General features: G+C 72.4%; 18 protein-coding genes. 10 read left to right on the forward strand and 8 right to left on the reverse strand.

What is annotated here, in order from left to right; all coding sequences use genetic code 11:
• The first annotated feature begins 699 nt into the window (after positions 1–699).
• Together RSP_RS21430 and RSP_RS21435 are read left to right on the forward strand one after the other, a co-directional pair.
• Positions 700–1,839: a sugar transporter gene (locus tag RSP_RS21430; protein WP_017140428.1), complete on the forward strand. Its 1,140-nt coding sequence runs from the start codon at positions 700–702 to the stop codon at positions 1,837–1,839.
• Positions 1,840–1,855: 16 nt separating this feature from the next.
• Positions 1,856–2,677: an ABC transporter ATP-binding protein gene (locus tag RSP_RS21435; RefSeq protein ID WP_002724800.1), complete on the forward strand. Its 822-nt coding sequence runs from the start codon at positions 1,856–1,858 to the stop codon at positions 2,675–2,677.
• 298 nt (positions 2,678–2,975) lie between these two features.
• Here RSP_RS21435 and RSP_RS21440 read toward each other — a convergent pair whose 3' ends face one another.
• Both RSP_RS21440 and RSP_RS21445 read right to left on the reverse strand, forming a co-directional pair.
• Positions 2,976–4,091: a ParB/RepB/Spo0J family partition protein gene (locus tag RSP_RS21440; protein ID WP_011836179.1), complete on the reverse strand. Its 1,116-nt coding sequence runs from the start codon at positions 4,089–4,091 to the stop codon at positions 2,976–2,978.
• A gap of 124 nt (positions 4,092–4,215) precedes the next feature.
• Positions 4,216–5,670 (reverse strand): AAA family ATPase, encoded by a 1,455-nt coding sequence (locus RSP_RS21445; RefSeq protein WP_011836180.1) that lies wholly within the window; start codon positions 5,668–5,670, stop codon positions 4,216–4,218.
• Between the two features lie 690 nt (positions 5,671–6,360).
• Between RSP_RS21445 and RSP_RS21450 the strand changes: the two genes are divergently transcribed.
• From RSP_RS21450 to rfbA, 6 genes are all read left to right on the forward strand, one after another.
• Positions 6,361–7,323, forward strand: a complete 963-nt coding sequence (locus RSP_RS21450; RefSeq protein WP_002724803.1) for a replication initiator protein A — start codon at positions 6,361–6,363, stop codon at positions 7,321–7,323.
• A 50-nt stretch (positions 7,324–7,373) separates the two neighbouring features.
• The gene (locus RSP_RS21455; protein ID WP_002724804.1) at positions 7,374–8,312 is read left to right on the forward strand and encodes a glycosyltransferase; all 939 of its coding nucleotides are present in this window, start codon (positions 7,374–7,376) and stop codon (positions 8,310–8,312) included.
• 63 nt (positions 8,313–8,375) lie between these two features.
• Positions 8,376–8,939 carry a dTDP-4-dehydrorhamnose 3,5-epimerase gene (gene rfbC / locus RSP_RS21460; RefSeq protein WP_009565041.1) on the forward strand — a complete coding sequence of 188 codons (564 nt, stop codon included), beginning with the start codon at positions 8,376–8,378 and terminating at the stop codon, positions 8,937–8,939.
• 3 nt (positions 8,940–8,942) lie between these two features.
• Complete coding sequence (rfbB, locus tag RSP_RS21465) at positions 8,943–9,983, forward strand: dTDP-glucose 4,6-dehydratase (protein WP_011836181.1); 1,041 nt, start codon at positions 8,943–8,945, stop codon at positions 9,981–9,983.
• Positions 9,980–10,831 carry a dTDP-4-dehydrorhamnose reductase gene (gene rfbD, locus RSP_RS21470; RefSeq protein ID WP_011836182.1) on the forward strand — a complete coding sequence of 284 codons (852 nt, stop codon included), beginning with the start codon at positions 9,980–9,982 and terminating at the stop codon, positions 10,829–10,831. Before rfbB ends, rfbD begins: the two co-directional genes overlap by 4 nt.
• Complete coding sequence (gene rfbA, locus RSP_RS21475; RefSeq protein ID WP_002724812.1) at positions 10,828–11,718, forward strand: glucose-1-phosphate thymidylyltransferase RfbA; 891 nt, start codon at positions 10,828–10,830, stop codon at positions 11,716–11,718. The genes rfbD and rfbA overlap by 4 nt, the downstream gene beginning before the upstream one ends.
• On the opposite strand, the gene RSP_RS21480 is transcribed toward rfbA, so the two are convergent.
• A complete protein-coding gene (locus RSP_RS21480) occupies positions 11,693–12,475 on the reverse strand; it encodes a sulfotransferase family protein (RefSeq protein ID WP_011836183.1) in 783 nt (260 codons plus the stop codon). The two genes, rfbA and RSP_RS21480, sit on opposite strands and share 26 nt — an antisense overlap.
• A gap of 366 nt (positions 12,476–12,841) precedes the next feature.
• Positions 12,842–13,567, reverse strand: a complete 726-nt coding sequence (locus RSP_RS21485) for a sulfotransferase (RefSeq protein WP_011836184.1) — start codon at positions 13,565–13,567, stop codon at positions 12,842–12,844.
• Positions 13,568–13,768: 201 nt separating this feature from the next.
• Here RSP_RS21485 and kdsA point away from each other — a divergent pair, with 201 nt between their 5' ends.
• A complete protein-coding gene (gene kdsA / locus RSP_RS21490) occupies positions 13,769–14,605 on the forward strand; it encodes a 3-deoxy-8-phosphooctulonate synthase (protein ID WP_002724637.1) in 837 nt (278 codons plus the stop codon).
• A 132-nt stretch (positions 14,606–14,737) separates the two neighbouring features.
• Here kdsA and RSP_RS21495 read toward each other — a convergent pair whose 3' ends face one another.
• The 4 genes from RSP_RS21495 to RSP_RS21510 all read right to left on the reverse strand — a co-directional run bounded on the left by RSP_RS21495 (position 14,738) and on the right by RSP_RS21510 (position 20,710).
• Positions 14,738–15,331 (reverse strand): class I SAM-dependent methyltransferase, encoded by a 594-nt coding sequence (locus RSP_RS21495; RefSeq protein ID WP_011836185.1) that lies wholly within the window; start codon positions 15,329–15,331, stop codon positions 14,738–14,740.
• A gap of 22 nt (positions 15,332–15,353) precedes the next feature.
• On the reverse strand, positions 15,354–16,652 hold the full coding sequence (locus tag RSP_RS21500; protein ID WP_011836186.1) for an HlyD family efflux transporter periplasmic adaptor subunit: 1,299 nt from the start codon (positions 16,650–16,652) through the stop codon (positions 15,354–15,356).
• Entirely contained in the window at positions 16,649–18,823 is a 2,175-nt protein-coding gene (locus tag RSP_RS21505; RefSeq protein WP_011836187.1) for a peptidase domain-containing ABC transporter, read from the reverse strand. Before RSP_RS21505 ends, RSP_RS21500 begins: the two co-directional genes overlap by 4 nt.
• A gap of 114 nt (positions 18,824–18,937) precedes the next feature.
• On the reverse strand, positions 18,938–20,710 hold the full coding sequence (locus tag RSP_RS21510; protein WP_011836188.1) for an O-linked N-acetylglucosamine transferase, SPINDLY family protein: 1,773 nt from the start codon (positions 20,708–20,710) through the stop codon (positions 18,938–18,940).
• 252 nt (positions 20,711–20,962) lie between these two features.
• Between RSP_RS21510 and RSP_RS22705 the strand changes: the two genes are divergently transcribed.
• Positions 20,963–25,648: a beta strand repeat-containing protein gene (locus RSP_RS22705; protein WP_011836189.1), complete on the forward strand. Its 4,686-nt coding sequence runs from the start codon at positions 20,963–20,965 to the stop codon at positions 25,646–25,648.
• The last annotated feature ends 26 nt before the right edge of the window (positions 25,649–25,674 follow it).

Here is a 25,674-nt window from a genome sequence, read left to right on the forward strand (position 1 = left end):
GCTGTGCTCTCGTGCCCCTGTCATCGGGCCCGAGAGAGCGAGAGCCAACCGCAACGGTTGTGCGAGCTGTGCCAGTACCCTGTCCTTGCTGTGTCGCACCGGGGTGCCGTCCATTCTGCCCCGTTAGCTTCTCTGGTGTCGCGCTCCGTGCCCTTGACTTTCCGGCTGGTCGCCACTCTGTCAACCGTTCTTCCGATTCCGGCCCTGACCTTCGCTCGGCCGATTCCGGGCACCGCCCGTTCGCCGACCCCATCTGGTCGCCCGGTCCCGCCGGGTGCCCCGCCGCGATTCCGCCGCCGGACGGCCCCTGCCCTCCCCCCCCGCCCCGTCGCGGCCCCCGAAGTCGCCCCGAAACCCGGCCCCGGCGCGGCGCTCGGCCCGAGCGGCCTGCGGAGCGGCGAACGTCCCGCCGCGGAGAGCCCGAGCGCCGAAGAGACGCGCGGCCCGGGTCGTGCAGGAGACGCGCGGGCCGCAGACGCGCGGGCCGGAGAACTCCGCCCCGGCAGGCCTGCCGATGCGGGCCGGGCGGGCGGCGGCCAAGGCTCAGGACAGGGCGACGGTTCCGGACCGGCGCGCGGCGCCGGGGGCTCAGGTCCGGCCGGCAAGGCGGGCGGCAGGGGCCAGCCCGGCGGCGGCGGCAAGGCAGGCGAGGGCAAGACCGGCGAGGGCAAGGGCCGCATCCTGCCCTCCTCCTTCAAGGTGCCGGCCGCCGCCCCCCGCGCCGCGGCGCGGCTGCGCCACCACGGCCTGCTCGCGAGCTTCCTCGGCCTCGTGCTGGCCCCGATCCTCGCGTCCGGCCTCTATCTCTTCGCCATCGCCGAGGATCAATATACCTCGACCGTGGGCTTCTCGGTCCGCACCGAGGAGATGGGCTCGGCGCTCGATCTTCTGGGCGGGCTGAGCAGCTTCGGCCTCACCGGCGGCGGCTCGGCCTCGGATTCCGACATCCTCTACCAGTTCATCCAGAGCCAGGAGCTGGTGCAGCGGATCAACGAGCGGATCGACCTGCGCGCAATCTATTCGAAGCCCGGCTTCGATCCGGTCTTCAGCTTCGACCCCGACGGCGGGATCGAGGATCTGGTGGATTACTGGAAGGACATGGTGCGGATCAGCTACGACAGCACCACCGGGCTGATCGAGCTGCGCGTCCATGCCTTCACGCCCGAGGACGCACAGGCGGTGGCGCAGGGGATCCTCGACGAATCGAACCGGATGATCAACGACCTGTCGGCCATCGCCCGGGCCGATGCCACGCGCTATGCGCGCGAGGAGCTCGACAATGCGGTCGAACGGCTGCGCGTGCAGCGTGTCGCCATGACCGAATTCCGCTCGCGCACCCAGATCGTCGATCCCTCGGCCGACATCCAGGCCCAGATGGGCCTCCTGAACACGCTCCAGCAGCAGCTCGCGTCGGCCAGCATCGATCTCAACCTGCTGCGCCAGACCACCCAGCCGAGCGACCCGCGCATCGCCCAGAACGAACGGCGCATCGGGGTGATCGAGGAGCTGATCCAGCGCGAACGCGAGAAGTTCGGCCTGGGCGGCGGCACCGGCACCGGGGCCAGCACCTATTCCACCATGATCGCCGAGTTCGAGCGGCTGACCGTCGATCTCGACTTCGCCGAGAAGGCCTATATCGCCGCGCTCACGAACCACGACGCGGCCATCGCCGAGGCGCAGCGGATGAGCCGCTATCTCGCGACCTATGTCCGGCCCACCCTCGCCCAGCAGTCGCTCTATCCGCAGCGCGGCCTGCTCACGCTGATGATCGGCGGGTTCGCTCTCATGCTCTGGGCGATCGGGATGCTGATCTATTACAGCGTGCGCGACCGGCGCTGAGCGCGAAGGGCTGCCCATGATCGAGCTGCGCAACGTCTCGAAGAGCTACGTCCTGAACGGGACGCGCAAGGTGGTGGCGCGCGACCTGAACTTCACCTTCCCCTCGGGCGAGAGCGTGGGGCTTCTGGGGCGCAACGGGGCGGGCAAGTCGAGCCTTCTGCGGATGCTCGCGGGCACCATGCTGCCCGACACGGGCGAGATCCTTTCCAGCGGCACGATCTCCTGGCCGGTGGGCTTCTCGGGCAGCTTCCACCCCGAGCTCACCGGGGCGCAGAACGTGCGCTTCGTGGCCCGCCTCTACGGCGTCGATACCGAGGCGATGATCGCCTTCGTGCGCGACTTCGCCGAGATCGGCCAGCATTTCCACCTGCCGGTGCGCAGCTATTCCTCGGGGATGCGCTCGCGGCTGGCCTTCGGCATCTCGATGGCGGTGCCCTTCGACACCTATCTCATCGACGAGGTGACGGCGGTGGGAGACGCAGCCTTCAGCGCCAAGAGCAACGCGATCCTGCGCGCGCGGCTGGAGGAGAGCGGAGCGGTGATCGTCTCGCACTCCATGCCGCTCTTGAAGAAGCTCTGCCGCTCGGGGGCGGTGCTCCACGACGGGCAGCTCTTCTATTACGAGCGCATCGAACAGGCGATCCGCCACCACGAGAGCATGATGCGCGGCGCCCTGCCGCGCTGGATGCGGGGCGACCTCGACGAGGGCGAGGGCGAAGAGGCGGGTGCCGCCGCCCCCGGCCCCCGGGCCCGCGCCCGGGCCGGTGCGGCGCGGGCCGGGGGCGGGCGGGCCGCAAGGCCCGGCCCGGCTTCCGGGACGAGCGAGCCCCGAGGCTGACAGCCCGCCGCGCGGAGAGGATCGCCGGTCCCGGAGCCTCGCCTCTCCGGGGTCCACGGCCCGCAGCGAACCCCTGCCCTCCCAAAGCCTCGACCGTTCCGCGCCGCTTCGGCTGTCGCCCCCGGCTCTTCCCGCTCGCTCTCAGCGACCACCGATGCGCGGCTCCGGTCGAACGTGCGGTACTCCGTCGTTTCGCAACGAACTTCTACGCTGCGGGTGCCATGGAAATGGCCGATAGTCCCCCGGAGGATCTCCGGGCCGCAGCGATCTCCGCAGCCCGCCTGCCCCGACAGCCGGCTTACCCTTCGCTCGCGAGCCAATCGCGCAGTCGCGCGCGGAAGGTCTCGTCGACCGCCGGGCCGTAGAGGTGGAGTGACCCGGCGCCCTCGGCCTTCAGGAAGAGACCGGGGCGCAGTTCGGCCGCCGGGGCCGGCGGTCGCGTCGAACGCGGCTGCGCCGGAGCGGGGTCAGGAGCGGGAGCGGGGGCAGGGGCGTCCGGCGCCGGGTCGGGCGCGGACGGACGGGCCGGCTCCTGCTCCGGCGCCGCCTCCGCCGCGGGGGCCAGAAGGTCCGCGATCAGCGCAAGCTCGGCCTCGGCGCTGTCCGGCGCGGCGGCCGCGAGCGCCGCCGTGATCTTGGCTGCGACGCCGGGTTCCTCCTCGAGCCGCCGGGCGAGCGCCAGCCCCAGCCGTTCGGGCAGCGCCGAGGGGTAGCGCAGCGCCCCTTCCAGCGCGCGGTAGATCCCGAGGAACGAGCCGATCTTCGACCGTTTGGCCCGGCTCGCCGAGCCATAGAGCTGCTGGAGCGCGAGCTTGTCGGTGGCAAAGACCCCCGCCTCCACCGCCTTGGCCGCGATGCGCGCGCGCTCGAAATAGGACAGGCCGGCCCGGATCTCGTTCTCCTCGACCATGGCCACATAGGCCGCGGCCGCCGTGTCCGGCCGGCGCAGGAGCGCCAGCACCGTCGCGAACCGCTCCTCGCCGGTCTCGGCATGGAGACGGCGCAGCGCGGTGACCCGCCGCCAGCCCGAGATCAGGCCGAAGCGGCCCTCGCCCATGTCGGTGACCTCGATCGGGCTGCGCTGGCCATGGGCCGAAAGGCTGGTCATCAGGCTCGCCAGCTCCTCGGCCTCGAGGCCGATCCGGTCGCGGACGAGCCAGCCCTCCTCGATCCGGTCGAGCTCGAGCCGCAGCACGAGCCGCCCCTCGCTGCGGGCGGCGCCGAGCTCCTCGGCCACCTCGCGCAGCGCCGCCGTGGCCGCCGCCTCGCCCGTCACCCGGCTGATCGGCGCGGGCGCAAGCCCGGGCCCCAGAGCCGGGGGCGAAGCCGGGGCAGGGGAGGCCTCCGAAGCCGAGGCCGGGCCGGGGGCGAAGCCGCCGAGGGGGGGCAGTGTCAGTCGCTTGCGCTTGGCCATGGGCCCGTCTCTCCTGTCGTTCGGGCGGAGGATTTGTTTCGCGCGCGAAACAATTTGCCCCCGCCGTGCCGCCCTGCCGACCCCCCGATTTGTTTCGCGCGCGAAACAACCGGGGCCCGGGCGCTCACTCCGCGGCGTCGGCCGCCGCCAGCTCCTCGCGCCGCCAGATGCCCACCAGAAGCCGCTTGAAGGCGGCATAGGTCGCATCGAAAGTCTCGCGGCCGCGGATGTAGGTGTCGCGATTGAAGTCGCGGTAATCGGCCTCATAGATCCCGTTCACCTGCTCGCCGGCCTGCCCGATCAGCGCGGTGAAATCCTGCCGCTCGGGCGCCATGGTGCGGCCCATGTAGGCCTGCATCAGGGCCGCCATCTCGGCCTGCTGCGCCCCGTCGTAGCGGGTGAGCACGGCGCGCACCGCATCCCATTCGAAGGCCAGCTCCTCGCGCCCGAGCGCGCGGGCGGCGATGTTCTCGCCCTCCTCGATCGAGCGGAAGGTCGAATGCAGCATGTCGAAGAAGCGGCCCGTCGAATCGAACTCGAGGAAGGAGGCGCCGAGCGGCACCAGCAGGATGTCGGCCGCCGCGAGCCCGTTGATCGTGAGATAGCCGAGCGCCGGCGGCGTATCGAGGAAGATCACGTCGTAGCGGTCGAGCACCCCGTCCTCGGCCAGCACGTCGGTCAGCGCATCCCAGAGCTTCCAGCTGCGCCCCTGCATCCGCCAGACCGGGATCTGGAACTCGGCCCAGTAGAGGTTCAGCTGCGCGCCGATCAGGTCGATGTTGGGCCAGTGGGTCTTCGCGATCAGGTCGCCCGCGCGGATCTTCTGCGCCTCGGTCAGCGTCTCGTCCATCGGCACCGGCGGGTCGCCGCGGGCCACGCGGGCCCGGTTCTCGGCCTGCAGATGCGCCGCATAATGGCGGGCGAGGAGCGGGAAGACCGTGCCCCATTCGTCGGCCACCCGGCCGCCGAAGATCGAGGTCATCGAGCCCTGACTGTCCAGATCGATCACCAGCACCCGGTAGCCGTCGAGCGCCGCCGACATGGCCAGATGGGCGGCGGTCGAGGTCTTGCCCACCCCGCCCTTGAAGTTCGCCACCGCCACCAGCTTGGCAGGCAGCCCCGCGGGGCGGTAGGGGCGGTATTCCTTGGCCTTCGACCCTTCGGCCGCGAAATGGGCGCGCAGCCGCAGCACCTCGTCGAGCGTGAACCATTTGGCCCCGCCCTCGGTCTCGGAGATGCCCTGCGGCAGGTCGGGGTTGGCCTTCAGCACCCGGCGGAAATGGGCGGTCGCGACCGGGATCAGATAGCGGGTGATCTCCCAGGTCGAGAACAGCCGGAGGCTGCGACGGCCCTCGGCATCGAGCCCGCGCGCCGCCAGATCGTCCCGGCCCTGCGCGCAGGAGCGGGCGATCTCGGCGAAGCCCGCGGTGGTCAGCGGCGCCTCGAGCTCGGCCAGCGCCGCGTCGGGAGAGATGTTGAAATAGGGCGGCAGGGGCACCTGCGGCTCGCGCGCGGGCGGGCTCTTCCGCATCTCCACGCGGCCGCGCCCGGCCGTCTTCCGTCCCCTGGTCTCGGCCATGCCTGTTCCCTTTTCCGGGTTCGTCTGCTCGCTTTCGGCAGAAGTATCACCTTTTTGCGGATATGGCAATTTTCTGCGCACATCGCCCGGCAACTTTCTGGTTTTTCTAAGCGATTCCCGCGCTTGGCATCGCACGGGGGGCGGGGGCCGCTCAAGCGCCGTGGCCTGCCTGCATCAGTTAGTTTTGGGTTATATATAGTTACAGGCTCCGGCGGATTCGGCCAAGTGCTTGAGGAGACGCGGGAAAGGGGAGGTTCCGGGAAGCCTCTCCGACTCCGGAACCCCGAAGATCCGACTCCGAAGCCACGCTTCTCCGACTCCGGAACCCCGATCTTTCGCCCCGGCGCGCGCGCCCCGTGCTGGACGGACGGGGCCGCTTGCGCATAGGCTCGGTGTCATCGAAACCACGAAGGCGCGCGCACATCCCGGGGACACATCGGGGGGCCGCACCGTCGAGCAGGCACAGGCAGCGCGATGCAGGAAACAGGCGGACGGCGGACAGCCGCCCCGCGAACGGGTGCGCGGAAGCGCGCCGCGGGACCGGACCCTTCGGTGAACCCGGCCGGGCAGGATACGGCAGCAGAGACCCTTGCCGACGGGGCAGGCCCCGTGGCCCGCGGGCGGAGCCGGTCGCGCGGGGCAGGGGCCCCCGAGCCGTCCCTTCCCGAGACGGCGGACCGCACGCCCGAAATGGCGGACTTCTTCATCTGCGACATCCTCGATGCCCTGCCCAAGGACGACATGGCCTCGATGGAGCATCCGGTCTTCTCGCTCGCGACCCGCCCCGACCTGCGCGTGCTCGACTATGCCCACAACGGGGTCAGGATCACCGTGACCCCTTCCGTGCGGGGGCTCGCCACCCTCTTCGACAAGGACATCCTGATCTACTGCGTGAGCCAGCTCATGGCCGCGCTGAACGCCGGGCGCGCCATCAGCCGGACGCTGCATCTGACCGCGCACGACCTGATGACGGCCACCCACCGCGAGACCAGCGGCGACGGCTACCAGCGGCTGCGCGAGGCCTTCGAGCGGCTGGCGGGCACGCGCATCACCACCAACATGGAGGTGGGCGGGCGCGAGATCACCACGGGCTTCGGCCTGATCGAGAGCTGGCAGATCGTGCGCCGCAGCCGGGGCGGGCGCATGGTGCAGGTGATGGTGACGCTGTCGGAATGGCTGTTCCAGGCGGTGCTCACGAAATCGGTGCTCACGCTCAGCCGCGACTATTTCCGGCTCAGAAAGCCGCTCGAGCGGCGGATCTACGAACTCGCCCGCAAGCACTGCGGCCAGCAGCCCGAATGGCGGGTCTCGATCGCCACGCTCGCCAAGAAGTCGGGCTCGGCCTCGCCGCTGCGGGTCTTCCGCAAGATGATCCGCGACATGATCGCGGCCGACAGCCTGCCGGGCTACAGCCTCGCCGAGGAGCCGGGCGACCTGCTCTGCGTCACCCGCCGCGCGGCGGTGCTGGCGCCGGGCCTCGCGCCCGCGCTGCGCGACACCACGCTCGAGCGGGTGCGGGCGCGGATGCCGGGCTGGGATGTCCATGCGCTGGTGGCCGAATGGCACGCCTTCTGGCACTCGAGCGGCCAGCCCCGGCTGAGATCCGCCGATGCGGCCTTCCTCGGCTGGATCGAGCGTCGGGTGCCGGGCTGACCCCGCCATTTCCCCCTGCCCATGCCGCGCCGCGGCGTTATAGGTACGTCATGACCGACGCCCCGCCTCCCCGGATCGCGCTCCTTCTGGCCACCTACAACGGAGCGGCCAATCTCGAGGCGCAGCTCGAGAGCTTCGCGGCCCAGACCCTGCGCCCGACCTGGCTCGTGGTGAGCGACGACGGCTCGACCGATGCCACCCGGGCGCTCCTCGCAGCCTTCGCCGCCCGTCACCCCTGGCTCGCGCTGCGGCTCGTCGAGGGGCCCTGCCGGGGGTCGGCGCAGAACTTCCTCCATCTCCTGGGCCAGGTGCCGCCCGAGGCCGACATGGCCGCCCTCTCGGATCAGGACGATGTCTGGCTGCCCGAGAAGCTCGCCCGCGGCGCGGCGGCGATGGCCGATCTGCCCGCGGACCTGCCCGTCCTCTACGGCGGCTCGAGCTGGATCTGCGACGCGGAGCTCGGCAACCGCCGGCCCTATCCGCTGCCCGTCCGCCCGCCGGGCTTCCGCCATGCGCTGGTCCAGAACATCGCCGGCGGCAACACGATGATGCTGAACCGCGGTGCGATCGCGCTGCTCGCCGCCGCCAGCCGCGAGCCCGAGCGGATCGTCGTCCATGACTGGTGGATCTACCAGATCGTCTCGGGCGCGGGCGGGCGGGTGATCTTCGATCCGGTGCCGCTCCTGCTCTATCGCCAGCACGGCGGCAACCTGATCGGGGCGAACGACGGGTTCCGCGCCAAATACCGGCGGCTGAGGATGCTGCTGAGCGGCGGCTTCCGGCAGTGGAACGCGATCAACATCCGCGCGCTCTCCGCCTCGGCGCACCGTTTCACCCCCGAGAACCGCCGGCTTCTGGCCGAGTTCGAGGCGCTGCGCCGCGCCGGCCCCTGGGGGCGGCTCCGGCAGCTGAAGCGGATCGGCCTCTACCGGCAGGGGCTGCCGGGGCGGCTCTCGCTCTGGCTGGCCGCGGTGCTGGGGCGGATCTGAGGTGCGTGGACAACCTGCGGATGAGACCTTATTCCAGACAGCATAAAGACAGGGGAATTTCGGGTGCAGATTGAAGAAACGGAACTGCCGGGTGTCCTGATCCTGACGCCGCGGGTCTTCGGCGATGCGCGGGGCAGCTTCTGCGAGGCCTGGAACCGGGCCACGCTCCAGGGGCTTGGGATCGATCTCGATTTCGTGCAGGACAACCAGTCGATCAGCGCTCCCGTGGGCACGGTGCGCGGGCTGCATTATCAGGCGCCGCCCCACGCTCAGGACAAGCTCGTCCGCGTGGGCCATGGCGCGATCCTCGATGTGGCGGTCGATGTGCGGGTGGGCTCGCCCACCTACGGCCGGTGGGTGGGGGTGGAGTTGACAGCCGGCAACGCCCGCCAGCTTCTGGTGCCGAAGGGCTTCCTGCACGGTTTCGTCACGAGAGAGCCCGACACGGTCGTCCTCTACAAGACCACCGATGTCTATGCGCCCGACTGCGACGGGGCGGTGCATTTCGCCGATCCCGACCTCGGCATCGACTGGGGCATCGATCCGGCCTCGGCCGTGCTCTCCGACAAGGATGCGCGCGCGCCGCGCTTCGCCGACTGGACCAGCCCCTTCAGCATCGAGGTCTGACCCATGAAACTGATCGTGACCGGAGGAGCGGGCTTCATCGGCTCGGCCGTGGTGCGCAAGGCGGTGGCCGACGGCCACCATGTCGTCAATCTCGACTGCCTGACCTATGCCGCCTGCCTCGACAATCTCGCAAGCGTCGCGGGCGCGCCGAACTATGTCTTCGAGAAGGCCGACATCCGCGATGCGGAGGCCATGGCGCGGATCTTCGCCACCCACCGGCCCGATGCGGTGATGCATCTGGCGGCGGAAAGCCATGTCGACCGTTCGATCGACGGGCCGGGCGCCTTCATCGACACCAATGTCCGCGGCACCTATGTGCTCCTCGAGGCCGCCCGCGCCTACTGGGTGGGGCAGGGCAAGCCGCAGGGCTTCCGCTTCCACCATATCTCGACCGACGAGGTCTTCGGCACGCTGGGCGAGACCGGGCAGTTCACCGAAGAGACGCCTTACGCGCCGAACTCGCCCTATTCGGCCTCGAAGGCCGCCTCCGACCATCTGGTGCGCGCCTGGGGCGAGACCTATGGGCTGCCCTATGTGCTGACCAACTGCTCGAACAATTACGGGCCGTTCCATTTCCCGGAAAAGCTCATTCCGGTGGTGATCCTGAAGGCGCTCGCGGGCGCCCCGATCCCGGTCTACGGCAAGGGCGAGAATGTCCGCGACTGGCTCTATGTCGAGGACCATGCCGACGCGCTGCTGACGGTGCTGGCCAGAGGTGAGAACCACCGCAGCTACAATATCGGCGGCGAGAACGAGGCGAAGAACATCGACATCGTCCGCAAGATCTGCGCGATCCTCGATGCGCGGCGCCCCAAAGCCACGCCCTATGCCGATCAGATCGCCTTCGTGACCGACCGTCCGGGCCACGACCTGCGCTATGCGATCGACCCCACGCGCATTCGCACCGAACTGGGCTGGCGCCCCTCGGTCACGCTCGACGAGGGGCTCGAGCGCACCGTCGACTGGTATCTGGCCAACGAGCCCTGGTGGCGCGCGCTGCAGGACCGCGCCGGGGTGGGCGAGCGGCTGGGAGTGAAGGCATGATCCTCGTCTTCGGCCGCACCGGGCAGGTGGCGCGCGAACTGGCGCGGCAGGCTCCGGACGCCCGCTTCCTCGGCCGCGACGAGGCGGATCTCGCCGATCCCGAGGCCTGTGCCCGCGCGATCCGCGAGGCAAAGCCTGACGCGGTGATCAATGCCGCCGCCTGGACCGCCGTCGACCGGGCCGAGGAGGAGGAGGCCCCGGCCACAGTGGTGAACGGGGAGGCCCCCGGCGCCATGGCGCGGGCCTGCGCCGAGCTCGGCATCCCCTTCGTGCAGATCTCGACCGACTATGTCTTCGACGGCTCGGGCACCCGCCCCTGGCAGCCCGGCGATCCGGTGGGGCCGCTCGGCGCCTACGGCCGCTCGAAGCTCGCGGGCGAAGAGGCGGTGCGCGCGGCCGGCGGACCCCATGCGATCCTGCGCACCTCCTGGGTCTTCTCGGCCCATGGCGCGAATTTCGTGAAGACCATGCTGCGCCTCGGGGCCACGCGCGACCGGCTCACCGTCGTCTGCGATCAGGTGGGCGGGCCCACGCCCGCGGCCGACATCGCCGCGGCCTGCCTCGCGATGGCGCGCGGCCTTGCGGCCCGGCCCGATCTGTCGGGCACCTACCATCTCTCGGGCGGCCCGGACGTGAGCTGGGCCGACTTCGCCCGCGAGATCTTCCGTCAGGCGGAGCTCGACTGCCTCGTGGCCGACATCGCGTCCGCGGACTATCCGCAGAAGGCCCACCGGCCGGCCAATTCCCGGATGGACTGTTCCGACCTCGCCCGCTTCGGCCTCTCCCGCCCCGACTGGCGGCAGGGTCTCGCCCGTGTTCTCGCCGATCTCCAGGAGGTTTCCGAATGAGTGTTCGTAAGGGTATCATTCTCGCCGGCGGCTCGGGCACGCGGCTCTATCCGCTGACCATCGGCGTCTCCAAGCAGCTGATGCCGGTCTATGACAAGCCGATGATCTACTATCCGCTCTCGGTGCTGATGCTGGCCGGGATCCGCGAGATCGCCATCATCACCACGCCGCAGGATCAGGAGCAGTTCCGCCGGGCGCTCGGCACGGGCGCGCAATGGGGGATCTCGCTCACCTATCTGGTCCAGCCCCGGCCCGAGGGGCTCGCCCAGGCCTATACGATCGCCGAGGAGTTCCTTGCGGGCAGCCCCTCCTGCATGGTGCTGGGCGACAACATCTTCTTCGGCCACGGCCTGCCCGACCTTCTGGCTCTGGCCGATGCCAAGACGGAGGGCGGCACGGTCTTCGGCTATCATGTGGCCGATCCCGAACGCTACGGCGTGGTGGCGATGGACGAGCGCGGCCGCGTGACCCAGATCGTCGAGAAGCCGAAGGTCGCGCCCTCGAACTATGCGGTGACGGGGATCTATTTCCTCGATGCCCGCGCCCCCGATCTGGTGCATGGCATCCGGCCCTCCGAGCGGGGCGAGCTCGAGATCGTCTCGCTTCTCGAGATCTATCTCGAGGAGGGGCTGCTCGACGTCCAGCGCATGGGCCGCGGCTTCGCCTGGCTCGACACGGGCACCCATGCGAGCCTGCTCGATGCGGGCAATTTCGTGCGCACGCTGCAGCTGCGTCAGGGGATGCAGACGGGCTGCCCTGAGGAGATCGCCTTCGCCAGGGGCTGGGTCGATGCCGAGGCCCTGACCGGCATGGCGGCGCAGCTTTCCAAGAACGATTACGGCCGCTACCTGCAGGGGCTGCTCACCGACCGGATGATGGAGGGCTGAGCGCGCCCTCCCGCCAGAGGCTCAGGTCGCGCCCGGTCAGCGCCTCGGTGAGGGCGATGTCCGGGGCATAGAGGCTGCGCAGATAGCGCGCATCCTCCTCCGCGAGCGGCGCGAGCCCGGGGGCGGGGTCGAGCGGCCGGATCTCGGCAGGCGGCGGGGGCACAGGCGGGGCCGCGCAGCCGAGGAAGCGCCAGATCCGCGCGAGCGTGCCTGCATGGTCGCGCTGCATCTCGTCGGTCCAGAGCACGAGCCGCTGCTCGCGCGGGAAGAGCCTCTCGAGCTCCGTGAGCTGGGCGCCGTAGAAGCCGCGCTCCACATAGCTGAAGGTGCGCCAGTCCTCGGCCACCCGGGCGCGCCCCGCCCGGATGGCTTCCGGGAAGGGCAGCGTCTCGGCCCCGCGCGTCCTCTCCATCCGCCAGTGCGAATAGGCCCGCAGGACCGGATCGCGCAGGAGCAGGATCAGCCGCATCGCCGGATTGTAGGCCCGGATCCGCTGCAGCGAGGGGGTGTGGAAGAGATAGACCGGCGTGGCCTCGCCGCAGAGCTGGTCGGGGCGGGCCTGGGCGAAGGCCGTCTCGTAGAGCGGCCCCTCGGGGCCCGACCAGTCGTCCGGCAGGGGGCGGTCGAAGAAATGCAGCTCCTTTCCGGCCGGCAGGAACAGGCCCGGATGGGCCGACAGGAAGCGGTGGAGCGCGGTGGTGCCGCATTTCTGCGCCCCGGCCACGAGGAATCGCACCCGGGGAGAGGCGGCCCTCATGCGGCTGCTCCGATCCTGTGAGATCCGCATCCCGAGAAAGGCGCGCGCGACCGTGCGCGCAGAAGGCTCCGGACGCCGCGGGCAGGCCCCTTGGACCGGTTGAGCTTTCCCGCGGCGGCGCCCGGCAGGACCGGGGCCCGGCTGCGCCTTCCGTCTCTCGTTTCGATCCTTTGCAGAGGACAGGCCATGCTCTTCCCTCACCGGCGAGACCGCCGCGCCCGCCCCGACTGTCCCGAAATCTGCGAACGGAATCAACAGGCTCGATCTGCGAGCTTCCGGGCGCGCCGGAAAGCCCGGGCGCCGGGAGCCCCGGATCCGCGGGATGGGCCCGCCGCCCGGTCCTCGATGCGGCTCACCCCGGGGTCCTCAGTAGCCGAAGGCCTCCATCGCGGGGGCGGCGGCGGCCTCGACCGCCGCGCGGTCGGCGGCGGGCAGGGCGCGGTGCCGACCGACCCCGTCCGGCGGGCGCACCTCGATCCCGGTCCCGGCCGGCTCGAGCCGCAGCCCGAACTGCCGCCCGAGCCGGGCCATGCAGCCCTCGGGATCCCGGCAGAGATCCTCGAACCGCAGGATCGCATAGCGGTCGCCGAGCACCGCCTCGGCATGGCGCTTCACCCGGAGATTGCTCTCGGCCCAGAAGCGCGCCCGGTCGGCGGGCGTGCCCGGGCCCTCGGGCACATGGCGCTCATACTGCCGGCGGTTGCCCGAGAGCGCCATGTCGCGCCCGTCGCGCACCATATGGATGAAGCGCAGCCCGGGCACGAGCGCCACCGAGAAGGGCAGCAGGAACATGCTGCGGGGGTTCTTCCAGCCCCAGAAGGGCTCGCCCGCATGGAGGGCCAGATGCTCCGTCAACGCCGCGCGCCAGAGGGCCAGATCGGCCTCCTCGGGCCGGCCGCCCTCGAGAAGCCGCGCGCCGCGCGCCGCCAGCGCCTCGATCGCCGCGACCAGCGCGAGCGAATCCCCGGCCTCGTTCCGCGCGCCCCCGAGATAGCCGCCCGCCGCCCGCAGGAGCTGGCCCGCCACCCGCGTGCCCGAGCCGCCGCTCGCGCCGAGAACGAGGGCCGGGGTCTCGGGAAGGTCCCTGTCCATCCGATCGTCCTTCTGCCGAAAGGCCGCAGCTTTCCCGCAGGCCCCGGGGAACTCAAGGCTCATTCGGGCCTTGCCGCCGCAGGCGACCCTCCGGCGCGCGCGCGGGGCCGGCGGGAGGCGGGACCGATGGCGGCCCCTCCGGCGGATTTGAACCCCGCGCGCGCTTGGCATAAGGGTGGGACAGAAGCGCGGGAGACGGCCATGACAGAGACGCCCACCATCGTGACCATCGGCGACATCGCCATCGGGGGCGGCCATCCGATCGCGCTCATCACCGGGCCCTGCCAGCTCGAGAGCCTCGATCATGCCCGCATGATGGCCGAGCGCATCGCCGAGGCCTGCGCGCCCACCGGAACGAAGTTCATCTTCAAGGCGAGCTACGACAAGGCCAACCGCTCGTCGCTCTCGACGGCGCGGGGCCTCGGGATGGAGAAGGGGCTCGAGATCCTCGGCCGGATCCGCGAGGAGTTCGGCGTGCCGGTCCTGACCGACGTCCATGAGCCCGGCCATTGCGCGACGGCCGCCGAGGTCTGCGACGTGCTGCAGATCCCGGCCTTCCTCTGCCGGCAGACCGACCTTCTGCTCGCGGCGGGCGAGACCGGCCGCGCCGTCAACGTCAAGAAGGGCCAGTTCCTCGCGCCCTGGGACATGAAGAACGTGGCCGACAAGGTGGCCTCGACCGGCAACCGGCGGATCCTGCTCTGCGAGCGGGGCACCTCCTTCGGCTACAACACCCTCGTGACCGATTTCCGCGGCCTGCCGACCATGGCCGCGACCGGCTGGCCCGTGGTGTTCGACGCCACCCATTCGGTGCAGCAGCCGGGGGGCCTCGGCGGCTCCTCGGGCGGGCAGCGCGAATTCGCCCCGGTGCTCGCGCGGGCGGCCTGCGCGGTGGGGGTCTCGGCGCTCTTCATCGAGACGCACGAGGATCCCGACCGCGCGCCCTCGGACGGGCCGAACATGATCCCGGTGGACCGGATGGGCCGGCTCATCGCCGATCTCTGCGCCTTCGACGCGCTGGCCAAGTCGCTCGCCTGAGACGGCGGGGAGCCGGGGGGCATCCCTCGAAGCCCGGGAGCTTTCGCGCCCATGGACCTCGGGCTCGGCGCGCGTCCCGGCTGCCCGCTCGGGCAAGTTCGGGCCGGTCGGCCGGAGCTCCGGGACACCCGTTCAGGCCGGCCGCACGGCCCGCGCCCAGAGCGCGAAGCGTCCGTCGGTCTGCACCGTGATCTCGGCGAAACCCGCGGCGCCCAGATGGCGGGCGAGCGAGGCCGCGGTGAAGCCCGTGCGGTGGGCCATGAAATCGTTGCCTTCGGCAATGGCGGGGCGGAAGCCGTAGAGGATGTCGAGCGGCGCGATCGGTCCCAGCGCCGAGACATAGGCCGGCTCCTCGAGCAGGCCCTGCGCCACGAGGAGCGCCACCGCCTGCAGGTCGGGCAGGGTCGCGAGCAGGAAGCCGCCCGGGCGGAGCACGCGGTGGAATTCGGCCAGCGCCAGCGGCACCTCGTGCGGGCGCAGATGTTCGAGATTGTGCGAGGACCAGACCGCATCCACCGACCCGTCCGCGACCATGGGCATCCCGGTGATGCTGGCCAGGATGTCGGGCGCGACGCCCGGATCGATGTCGAGCCGGAGCTCGCGCCAGTCACCGGCGGGAAAGACATCGCCGGGCAGCTTGGCGGGATTGGCCGCGCCGCAGCCGACATGGAGGACGGTGCGCGTCTCGGCGCGGGCCTCCGGGGTCTCGAGGGTCAGGGTCTCCATGGGGCACTCCGGATGGGTTGGATCAGGGACGGGGCTCGCGCAGGCTTTCGCTCAGCCCCTCGAGCAGCGGGTCGAGGAAATAGGACAGGAGGGTGCGGCGGCCGGCAAGGATGTCGGCCGTGAGCGTCATGCCGGGCATCAGCCCCTCGGGCAGGGGGGGACCGGGCGGAAAGACCACCCGCGCCGCATGCTGGGCGGGGCCGCCGCCGGGCGGGACGGCCGAACTCGGCGCCACGTCGGCCAGCCGGCCCTCGACCATGCCGTGATGGCGCCAGGGGAAGGCATCGACCTTGACCCGCACCGGCGCCCCCGCCCGCACGAGGCCCGCATCGCGCGACAGAAGCCCCAGTTCGGCGTGAAGCCCGCCGCCTGTGGGCGCGATCACCGCCACCGGATCGGCGGGCGTCATCAGCGAGCCGGGCCCGCCCGCCGCCACCGACAGGACCACCCCGGCCCCGGGCGCCCGCAGCTCGTGCAGCCGCGCGAGATCGGCGGTCTCGGCGATCTGCTCGGCCAGAACCGCGCGCCGCGGCCGGAGGTCGGCCAGCTCCTCGAGCAGCTTCTGCCGCCGGTCGCTCTCGAAGGCGGCAAGCCGTGCCGCGGCGCCCGCGCGTTCCTGCAGGAGGCCGTCGAGCGTGGCCTCGTTCCGGCGCTGGCGGGCCTCGGCCTCGAGCCGCGCGAGCCGCGTCTCGACGAAGGCCGCCCGGGTGCCGTTCTGCCTTGTCATCAGCCGCTCGCGCATCGCCTCGAGCTCGCGCGCGGTGGCGAGCGTCTCGGCCAGTGCCGGCCGCTCGGCGCGCGCGGCCTCGATGCCGCGGTCGATCCGGGCGAGATCGGCCTCGAGCCCGCGGCGCAGCGCGGTCTCGGTCGCGGCGCGGCCGGACTGGATGCGGCCCTCGAGCGCGCGGTCGGGGCCCGTGCCCGCGAGCGGCCGACCCACCAGCTCGGCCTCGATCCGCGCGATCCGCGCCGAGAGGGCGGCGGCCTGCGCCTTCAGCTGCGCGGCATCGGCGTCGGAGGTCCGGCTGTCCAGCCGCGCGAGCAGCTGGCCCGGCGCCACCAGATCCCCCGGCCGCACAAGGAGGCTGCGCAGCACCGCGGCCGTCACCGGACGCAGGACCGCGGCCGGATCGTCGGCCGCGATCCGGCCCGCGGCGCTCACCACCACATCGATGGGCAGGAGGGCCGCAAGCCCCACCAGCGCCGCCAGCAGCGCCCCCGCCCCGAAGGGCCAGAGCCGGAGCAGCCAGGGCAGCGGCTCGTGCCGGATCCGTTCGAGCGGCGACTGATAGGCCAGGGCCTCGGGCGCGAGCCTCCTCATGACAGATGCTCGGTCTGCTGGCGCCAGAGATGGGCATAGATCTCGCAGCCCGCGAGCAGCGCCTCGTGCGGGGCGAAGGCCACGAGCCGGCCCTGGTCGAGCACCGCGATCCGGTCGGCGCGCACGAGGGACGAGAGCCGGTGCGAGACCACGATCATGGTCCGGCCGCGGGCGATGGCGGCGAGGTTGCGGTTGACCACCGCCTCGGACTCGGGGTCGAGCGCGCTCGTGGCCTCGTCGAGGATCAGGATGCGCGGATCGGTGAGCAGCGCGCGGGCGATCGCCACCCGCTGGCGCTGGCCGCCCGAGAGGTTCGCGCCCCCCTCCTCGACGGGCGTGTCGAAGCCCCGCGGCAGGCGGCGGATGAATTCGTCGGCCCCCGCAAGGGCGGCCGCGCGCACCACCGCCTCGAGCCCGGCCTCGGGGCGGGCGAGGGCGATATTCTCGCGCAGCGTGCCGCGGAAGAGCAGATTGTCCTGCAGCACGATCCCCACCTGCCGCCGCAGAGGGCCGAGCGCGATGCTGCGGATGTCGATCCCGTCGAACAGGATCAGCCCGGCCTGCGGGGTCTCGATGCCCTGGATGAGCCGGGTGAGCGTGGTCTTGCCCGAGCCCGAGCGCCCGACGATGCCGATCACCTGCCCGGGCTCGATGGCGAGGCTCACCTGATCGAGCGCGGGCGTGGCGGCGCCGGGATAGGCGAAGCTCACCCCCCGGATCTCGAGCGCGCCGGTGAGGGCGGGGCGGGCGAGGGCGGCGGTGTCGGGCCGTTCGGGCGGATGATCCATGATCCGGCGCAGCATCCCGATCGACAGGGCGGCCTCCTGCCATTCGTTGACGAGCCCCACGATCTGGACGAGCGGCCCGCTGACCCGCCCGGCCAGCATCAGCACCGCCACGAGCGTGCCCACCGTGATCGCGCCCTCGAGCGCCAGCGCCACGCCGAAGGCCACCACGCTCACCTGCATCAGCCGCTCGAGCAGGCTGGTGAGCGTGCTCGTGACGGCCGAGACGCGGCCCAGATCCCACTGCCGGCGCACCGAGAGGGCGAGGCTCTCCTCCCAGAGCGCGCCGCGGGCGGGCTCGACCGCGAGCGATTTCACCGCGCGCATGTTGTGCAGCGTCTCGACCAGAAGCGCCTGCCGCTCGGCCTCGACCGCATAGACCGCGTTCAGCCGCCGCTGGAGGAGCGGCAGCATGAGGGCGATGCAGCCCGCGATGGCGATCCCGTAGGCCGCGATCACCAGCGCGAGCCGGCCCGACAGGAAGGCCAGCGTGGCGAAGAGCACGGGCAGGAGGGCCGCGTCGAGCAGGGTCTGCAGCAGCCGCCCGGTCAGGAACTGGCGGATCCTGTCGGTCTGCTGGATGTTGCGCGCGAGCACGCCCGCGGGCGTGGTCTCGAACAGCGTCATGGGCAGCGAGAGCAGATGGGCCACGCTCTCGGCCCCCAGATGGGCGTCGATCCGGCCGCCCGCGATCTGGCTCAGCCGCTGGCGGACATAGCCGAAGCCCGCGTCGAACAGCGCCAGCAGCACGAAGACCGCGGCGACCGCGGCGAGCGTGTTCCAGGCCCGGTAGGCGATCACCCGGTCGATCATCGCCTGCATGAGGAGGGGCAGCGCGTAGGAGATCAGGTTGCCGATCACCACCGCCACCGCGACGCCGAGAAAGAGCCCCTTCTCGCGCGCGAGCGCGGGCAGGAACCAGCGCAGCCCGAAGGCGGTCTCGGCGGCCCTCGGCCGGTCGGGGCGCCCGATCAGGATCAGCCGGCCGGTCCAGTCCCGGGCGAAGTCCTCCCAGGGCAGGGGCTGCACCCCCTGGGCCTCGTTCCGCGGATCGAGGAGGGCCACGGTCCGCGCGCCCTCGGCCCCGCCCGCATGGACCAGCACCGCCCAGTGCCCGCCCCGCAGCTCCGCCAGCGCGGGATAGGCCTGCCCGAGCCGCGAGGCGGTGCGCCAGCCCGCATCGGCCAGCAGCCGGCAGCGCAGCCCCTTGCCGCCCAGAAGCCGCAGCAGATCGGGCGCGAAATCGCCGGTCTCGAGCGGGGGCAGCTCGTCGGGGCCGAGCAGCACCCCGTGATGGGCCGCCACCAGAAACACCGCGCGCAGCGTCGACAGCACGGGCGTGTCGAGCGCGATGGACCCGGGAAGCTGGGAATCGAAGGCTGCCATATCGTCCTGTGTAGGCGGCGGGCCTTAAGGCTCCGTTTCCCTCATCCCCGGGCGGGCGCGAGATCCCTCCCGGGTCCGGCGCCTGTCGCGCGGAGGAGGCCGGACGTCCGGGCCTCAGGCGCGGCGGGCGACCGAGAGCAGGGCCGCCTCGAAACGGCGGGTGAAATCGCGGCAGTCGCCCAAGGTGAGGCTCCAGCGCTCGGCGAGGGCGGGCCCCGTCAGGGCGGGGGCCGCCGCCGGGTCGGTGGCGATCGCCACAGCGCGGGCGACATAGGCCTCGAGGTCGGGGGCGATGCAATCTTCCAGCCCCACCGCCGTGAGGAGGCTCGCCGCCATCCGGCCCGAGAAGGTCCGCCCCGCGAGCGTGAGCAGGGGCAGCCCCATCCGGAGCGCGTCCGAGGCGATGGTCCCGGCATTGTAGGGCATCGTGTCGAGAAAGAGGTCGGCCAGCGCCAGCCGCGCCCGGTAGCGGGCGGGATCGACGCGGGGGGCAAAGATCAGCCGGTGGGGGTCTAGGCCCGCCGCCTGCCAGCGGCCGGCCAGCGCCGCCTGCCCCTCGGGCGTATCCGCGACGAGCCACAGGACCGACCCCGGCACGGCCGCGACGATCCGGCACCAGGCGGCGAAGAGGGGCTCGGTGATTTTGTAGAAATGCGAGGCGCAGGCGAAGACGAAGGCGGCCTCCGGCAGGCCCTCGCCCGGGCGGTCGACGGCGGGCAGCAGGGGCCGTTGCCCGTCGTTGGCCTGATAGCAGCCCTCGAGCCGGAGCGGGGCCGGGCGGTAATGGGCGGCCTCGGCCTCGGGCACGGTCACTCGGTCGCAGATCAGCCAGTCGAGCTCGGGCAGCGGGACCGGCCCGATATAGCCCAGATAGGTCGCCTGCACCGGGGCGGGCTTCCAGCGCAGGATGCCCGGCCGGGCGCCGCGGGTCAGCCCGTTGAGATCGATCAGCAGGTCGATCTCGTCGGCGCGGATGCGCCGGGCCGCGGCCTCGTCGGAGAGGGGGCCGATCGGCACATGCCGGTCGAGGGCGGCGAGCACCCGCGCGCGCTCGGGGCTGCCGTCCTCGGGCGAGGCGCAGTAGCCCACCACCTCGAACCGGCTGCGGTCGTGGCGCTCGAGCAGTTCGGCGATGAGGAAGCTCATGGCGTGGCGGCAGAAGTCCGACGAGAGATAGCCGAGCCGCAGCCGGTCGTGGCGGTAGCCCCCGGCCGGGGCGAGCCGAATGCCCGGATCGGGCACATGCCGGGCGATCCAGGCCGCGGCCACCTCGCCCTGCCGAAGGGGATCGTCATGCAGCGCGAGGGTGGCGAGCGGGCCGCACTGCAGCTCGGCCTCGGCCTCGGTCAGGCCGGGGACGGCGAGCCGGGCCGGGGGCCAGGCCGCCATCTTCTGGCGGGCATGGACGAGATGCTGCACCACCTCGGGCTGGCGGGGATCGAGGAGAAGCGAGGCCCGCAGCTCCTCGGCGGCCTCCGCGAGCCGGCCCTCGGCCTCGAGCATCCGGCCGAGCTGGCGGTGGAGCTGGCGCCGCCCCTCGGCCGGGGGCAGCACCTGGCGCAGGAAGGCCAGCGCCTGCGTCCGGTCGCCCTGCGCCTCGGCCGCCTGACCGGCCGCGAGGGCCGCCTGCCACAGATCCGGCTTCTGGCGGAGCGCGGTGGCGGCCGCGCCGAGCGCCCCCTGCGGCTCGCCCGCAGCCTCGAGCAGCACCGCGAGATTGAACCAGGCGATCCAGGCGTCGGGCCGCTCGGGATGGAGCGCGAGCCAGCGGCGGTAGATCTCGATCGCCGCGGCGGGGGCGGCCTCGGCCAGACCCACCAGCTGCTCGGCCGTGAGCGGGGGAGAGACGGAGCCGATGGGCAGGATCGGGGCGGGCTGCACCGTCATGGGGATCTCCTCGGTTTGCGGCACCTTCGCCGCTTCCGGTTAAGGGAGTCCTCATGCCGGGCCTGACCTCTTCCGTGTGCGCCGCGAGCCCGCTTCAATTTTAGGAGGAAACGCGCGGTCGCGGCGGGCGGCGTTAGGACTTTCCTTACCGCCGCTCGGAAGAATGCCGGAAATCACGGAGGCCAGCATGGCTCCGCATGCTGGTGGATGCGCCCAGGAAATGCGTGCGCCCCGCCCCATAGGGTGAGTGTGATGACCGACTTCAGCAGCAAGACCACAGCAGAGATCGCGGCCCTGACGAGCGCCGAGGTCGCCAGCATGTCGAGCCAGGATCTGGCCGCCCTCTCCACCGCCCAGATCGCGGCGCTCACCGCCCAGCAGATCGGCTGGGTCAAGGCGGCGTCGCTGAAGGGGTTGGGGGATGCGCAGGTGGTGGCGCTGACGACGGCGCAGGCGGCGGCGCTCGGCTCGGCGCAGCTGGCCGCGCTGACGACGGCGCAGGTGGCGGCGATGGAGACGGCCGATCTCGCGGCGCTCTCGGCCACGGGGGTGGCGGGGCTGACTTCGGCGCAGCTCGGGGGGCTCTCGACCGGTCAGGTGGCGGCCCTCACCACGGCGCAGGTCGCGGCCCTGTCCAGCGTGGCGGTCAAGGGTCTGGGCTCGGTCCAGGCCTCGGGTCTCACGACGGCCCAGGTGGCCGCCCTGTCGACCGCCCAGCTCAAAGCCTTCTCGACCGCGGGCATGACGGGGCTCGGCACGGCGCAGATCGTGGCGCTCTCGAGCGCGCAGGCGGCGGTGCTCGGCTCGGCACAGGTCGCGGCGCTCACGACGGCGCAGGCGGCGGCGATGGAGACGGCCGATCTCGCGGCCCTCACCAGCGTGGCGGTGAAGGGGCTGAGCTCGACCCAGGTGGGCGCGCTGACCACGGCGCAGGTGGCGGCGCTGACCACGGGACAGCTCGGCGCGCTCTCGACCGGGGCGCTGAAGGGCCTGACCACGGCGCAGGTGGTTGCCCTGACCACGGCGCAGGCGGCCGGGCTCGGCTCGGCGCAGGTGGCGGGCCTCTCGAGCACGCAGATCGCGGCGCTGGAGACGGCGGATCTGGCCGCCCTCTCCTCGGCGGGGCTGAAGGGGCTCGGATCGGCGCAGGCCGCGGGCTTGACGACGGCGCAGGTGGCGGCGCTCACGACGGCTCAGGTGGGCCAGCTTTCGAGTGCCGCGCTGAAAGGGCTCGGCACGGCGCAGGTGGTGGCACTGACGACCGCGCAGGCGGCGGCGCTCGGCACGGCGCAGGTGGGCGCGCTCTCGACCGCACAGGTGGCGGCGCTCGAGACCGTCGATCTCGCGGCGCTCTCGACGGCGGCAGCGAATGCCCTGACCTCGGCTCAGGCCGCGAGCCTCACGACGGCGCAGGTGGCCGCGCTGACGACGGCGCAGGTTGCGGCGCTCTCGACGGGGGCGGTGAAGGGGCTGAGCTCGACCCAGGCGGGCGCGCTGACCACGGCACAGGTGGCGGCGCTGACCACAGGACAACTGGGCGCACTCACGACGGCGGCGCTGAAGGGCCTGACCACGGCGCAGGTGGTGGCACTGACCACGGCGCAGGCGGCGGGGCTCGGCTCGGCGCAGGTGGCGGGGCTCTCGAGCACGCAGATCGCGGCGCTGGAGACGGCGGATCTGGCCGCGCTTTCCACGACGGGGCTGAAGGGTCTGGGCTCGGCGCAGGCCGCGGGCCTGACCACGGCGCAGGTGGCGGCGCTCACCACGGCTCAGGTGGGCCAGCTCTCGAGTGCCGCGCTGAAAGGGCTCGGGACGGCGCAGATCGTGGCGCTGACGACGGCGCAGGCGGCGGCGCTGGGGTCGACGCAGGTGGCCGGGCTCTCGACCGCGCAGGTGGCGGCGCTGGAGACGGCCGATCTCGCGATGCTCTCGACCGCGGGGGTGAAGGCGCTGAGCTCGACGCAGGTGGGCGCGCTGACGACGGGGCAGGTGGCGGCCCTGACCACGGCGCAGGCCGCCCAGCTCTCGACGGCGGCGCTGAAGGGCCTGAGTTCGACGCAGGTGGCGGCCCTGACGACGGGGCAGGTGGCGGCCCTGACCACGGCCCAGCTCGGCGCGCTGACGACGGCGGCGCTGAAGGGCGTGACCACGGCGCAGGTGGTGGCGCTGACCACGGCGCAGGCGGCGGGGCTCGGCTCGGCGCTGCTGGCGGGCCTGTCGAGCACGCAGATCGCAGCGATCGAGACGGCGGATCTGGCCGCGCTCTCCACCACCGGGCTGAAGGGTCTGGGCTCGGCGCAGGCGGCGGGCCTGACCACGGCGCAGGTGGCCGCCTTCACCACGGCGCAGGTGGGGCAGCTTTCGACGGCGGCGCTGAAGGGGCTCGGCACGGCGCAGGTGGTGGCGCTGACCACGGGCCAGGCGGGGGCGCTCGGCTCGGCGCAGGTGGCGGGTCTCTCGACCGCGCAGGTGGCGGCGCTCGAGACGGCCGATGTCGCGGCGCTCTCGACGGCGGGGGTGAAGGGCGTGGGCTCGGCGCAGGCGGCGGCCCTCGGCTCGGCGCAGGTGGCAGCGCTGACGACGGCGCAGGTGGGCCAGCTTTCGACCACGGCCCTGAAGGGCTTCGGCTCGGTGCAGGCTTCGGGTCTCACCACGGCGCAGGTGGCGGCGCTGACCACGGCGCAGCTCTCGCAGCTCTCGACGGCGGCGGTGAAGGGGCTCGGCACCGCGCAGATCGTGGCGCTGACCACGGGCCAGACGGCAGCGCTCGGCTCGGCGCAACTGGGCGCCCTCTCGACGGCGCAGGTGGCGGCCTTCGAGACGGCGGATGCCGCGGCGCTGACCACGACGGCGCTGAAGGGGCTGACCACGGCGCAGGTGGTGGCGCTGACGACGGGTCAGGCGGCGGCGCTCGGCTCGGCGCAGGTCGCGGGCCTGTCGAGCACGCAGATCGCGGCGCTCGAGACGGCGGATCTCGCGGCCCTGACCACCACGGCGGTGAAGGGCCTGGGCTCGACGCAGGTTTCGAGCCTGACGACGGGGCAGGTGGCGGCGCTCACCACCGTGCAGGTGGCGGCGCTGAGCACGGCGGCCGTGAAGGGCGTGGGCTCGGTGCAGGCCTCGGGGCTGACGACGGCGCAGGTGGCGGCGCTGACCACGGCCCAGGTGGCCCAGCTCTCGACGGCGGCGCTGAAGGGGCTCGGCACGGCGCAGATCGTGGCGCTGACCACGGCCCAGGCGGCCAAGCTCGGCTCCGATCAGGTCGCCGCCCTCTCGACGGCGCAGGTGGCGGCGCTGGAGACGGCGGATCTGGCGACCCTCTCGGCCACGGGCGTGAAGGGCTTCGGATCGGCACAGGCGGCGGCCCTCGGCTCGGCACAGGTGGCGGCGTTCACCACGGCGCAGGTGGCGGCGCTGACCACGGCGGCGGTGAAGGGCTTCGGCTCGGTGCAGGCCTCGGGCCTCACCACCGCGCAGGTGGCCGCGCTGACCACGGCGCAGCTCTCGCAGCTCTCGACGGCGGCGGTGAAGGGGCTCGGCACGGCGCAGATCGTGGCGCTGACCACGGGCCAGACGGCGGCGCTCGGCTCGGCGCAGCTGGGTGCCCTCTCGACGGCGCAGGTGGCGGCCTTCGAGACGGCGGATGCCGCGGCGCTGACCACGACGGCGCTGAAGGGGCTGACCACGGCGCAGGTCGTGGCGCTGACCACGGGTCAGGCGGCCGCCCTCGGCTCGGTGCAGGTGGCGGGTCTCACGACCGCGCAGATGGCGGCGCTCGAGACGGCGGATCTCGCGGCCCTCACCACCACGGCGGTGAAGGGGATCACCACCGCCCAGATGGGGGCGCTGACGACGGGACAGGTGGCAGCCCTCACCACGGCGCAGGTGGCCGCGCTTGCGGGCACGGCGGTGAAGGGACTGTCCTCGACCCAGGCGGGGGCGCTGACGACGGCACAGGTGGCGGCGCTGACCACGGCCCAGGTGCCCCAGCTCTCGACGGCGGCGCTGAAAGGGCTCGGCTCGGCCCAGATCGTGGCGCTGACCACGGCCCAGGCGGCCGTCCTCGGCTCGGCGCAGCTGGGCGCCCTCTCGACGGTGCAGGTGGCGGCGCTCGAGACGGTCGATCTCGCGGCCCTGACCACCGCGGCCGTGAAGGGCCTCGGCTCGGCCCAGGTCGCGGGCCTGACCACGGGCCAGGTGGCGGCCCTCACCACGGCGCAGATGGCCCAGCTCTCGACGGCGGCGATCGCGGGTCTGGGATCGGTGCAGGCCTCCGGCCTGACCACGGGCCAGGTGGCGGCCCTCACCACCGATCAGCTCGCCCGGATCACCACCGCGGCGGTGAAGGGGCTCGGCACGGCGCAGATCGTGGCTCTGACCACGGCGCAGGCGGCGACGCTCGGCTCGGCGCAACTGGCCGCGCTTTCGACGGCGCAGGTGGCGGCCTTCGAGACGGCGGATGTGGCGGCGCTGACCACCGCAGCGGTGAAGGGCTTCGGGACAGCGCAGGTGGCGGCGCTGACCACCGGGCAGGCGGCCGCCCTTGGCTCGCGTCAGGTGGGCGCGCTTTCCACGGCGCAGGTGGCGGCGCTCGAGACGGCGGATCTCGCAGCCCTCACCACCGCGGCCGTGAAGGGTCTGGGATCGGCGCAGGCGAAAGTCCTGACGGCGGCGCAGATGGCCGCGCTCACCTCGGCTCAGGTGGCGGCCCTCACCACGACCGCCGTGGCAGGCTTCGGCTCGGTGCAGGCGGCGGCGCTCACCACGGCGCAGATGACGGCGCTCACCACCGCGCAGATCCCCACCCTGACCACGGCCGCCATCAAGGGTCTCGAAACCGCCGATATCGCGGCGCTCACCACGACGCAGGCGTCGGCCTTCACGGCCACGCAACTGGGGGCCATGTCGAGCGCCCAGATCGCGGCTCTCTTCCTCTGACATAGAGGGAGCACCTCCGGCCCTTC

This window comes from Cereibacter sphaeroides 2.4.1, from assembly GCF_000012905.2.
Lineage (GTDB): Bacteria > Pseudomonadota > Alphaproteobacteria > Rhodobacterales > Rhodobacteraceae > Cereibacter_A > Cereibacter_A sphaeroides.

What these genes read in the sequence shown, in the direction of transcription:
- RSP_RS21435 (WP_002724800.1), top strand. Translation starts at nt 1,856, where the DNA reads ATGATCGAGCTGCGCAACGTCTCGAAGAGCTACGTCCTGAACGGGACG.
- RSP_RS21440 (WP_011836179.1), bottom strand. Translation starts at nt 4,091, where the DNA reads ATGGCCAAGCGCAAGCGACTGACACTGCCCCCCCTCGGCGGCTTCGCC.
- RSP_RS21445 (WP_011836180.1), bottom strand. Translation starts at nt 5,670, where the DNA reads ATGGCCGAGACCAGGGGACGGAAGACGGCCGGGCGCGGCCGCGTGGAG.
- RSP_RS21450 (WP_002724803.1), top strand. Translation starts at nt 6,361, where the DNA reads ATGGCGGACTTCTTCATCTGCGACATCCTCGATGCCCTGCCCAAGGAC.
- RSP_RS21455 (WP_002724804.1), top strand. Translation starts at nt 7,374, where the DNA reads ATGACCGACGCCCCGCCTCCCCGGATCGCGCTCCTTCTGGCCACCTAC.
- rfbB (WP_011836181.1), top strand. Translation starts at nt 8,943, where the DNA reads ATGAAACTGATCGTGACCGGAGGAGCGGGCTTCATCGGCTCGGCCGTG.
- rfbD (WP_011836182.1), top strand. Translation starts at nt 9,980, where the DNA reads ATGATCCTCGTCTTCGGCCGCACCGGGCAGGTGGCGCGCGAACTGGCG.
- rfbA (WP_002724812.1), top strand. Translation starts at nt 10,828, where the DNA reads ATGAGTGTTCGTAAGGGTATCATTCTCGCCGGCGGCTCGGGCACGCGG.
- RSP_RS21480 (WP_011836183.1), bottom strand. Translation starts at nt 12,475, where the DNA reads ATGAGGGCCGCCTCTCCCCGGGTGCGATTCCTCGTGGCCGGGGCGCAG.
- RSP_RS21485 (WP_011836184.1), bottom strand. Translation starts at nt 13,567, where the DNA reads ATGGACAGGGACCTTCCCGAGACCCCGGCCCTCGTTCTCGGCGCGAGC.
- kdsA (WP_002724637.1), top strand. Translation starts at nt 13,769, where the DNA reads ATGACAGAGACGCCCACCATCGTGACCATCGGCGACATCGCCATCGGG.
- RSP_RS21495 (WP_011836185.1), bottom strand. Translation starts at nt 15,331, where the DNA reads ATGGAGACCCTGACCCTCGAGACCCCGGAGGCCCGCGCCGAGACGCGC.
- RSP_RS21500 (WP_011836186.1), bottom strand. Translation starts at nt 16,652, where the DNA reads ATGAGGAGGCTCGCGCCCGAGGCCCTGGCCTATCAGTCGCCGCTCGAA.
- RSP_RS21505 (WP_011836187.1), bottom strand. Translation starts at nt 18,823, where the DNA reads ATGGCAGCCTTCGATTCCCAGCTTCCCGGGTCCATCGCGCTCGACACG.
- RSP_RS21510 (WP_011836188.1), bottom strand. Translation starts at nt 20,710, where the DNA reads ATGACGGTGCAGCCCGCCCCGATCCTGCCCATCGGCTCCGTCTCTCCC.
- RSP_RS22705 (WP_011836189.1), top strand. Translation starts at nt 20,963, where the DNA reads ATGACCGACTTCAGCAGCAAGACCACAGCAGAGATCGCGGCCCTGACG.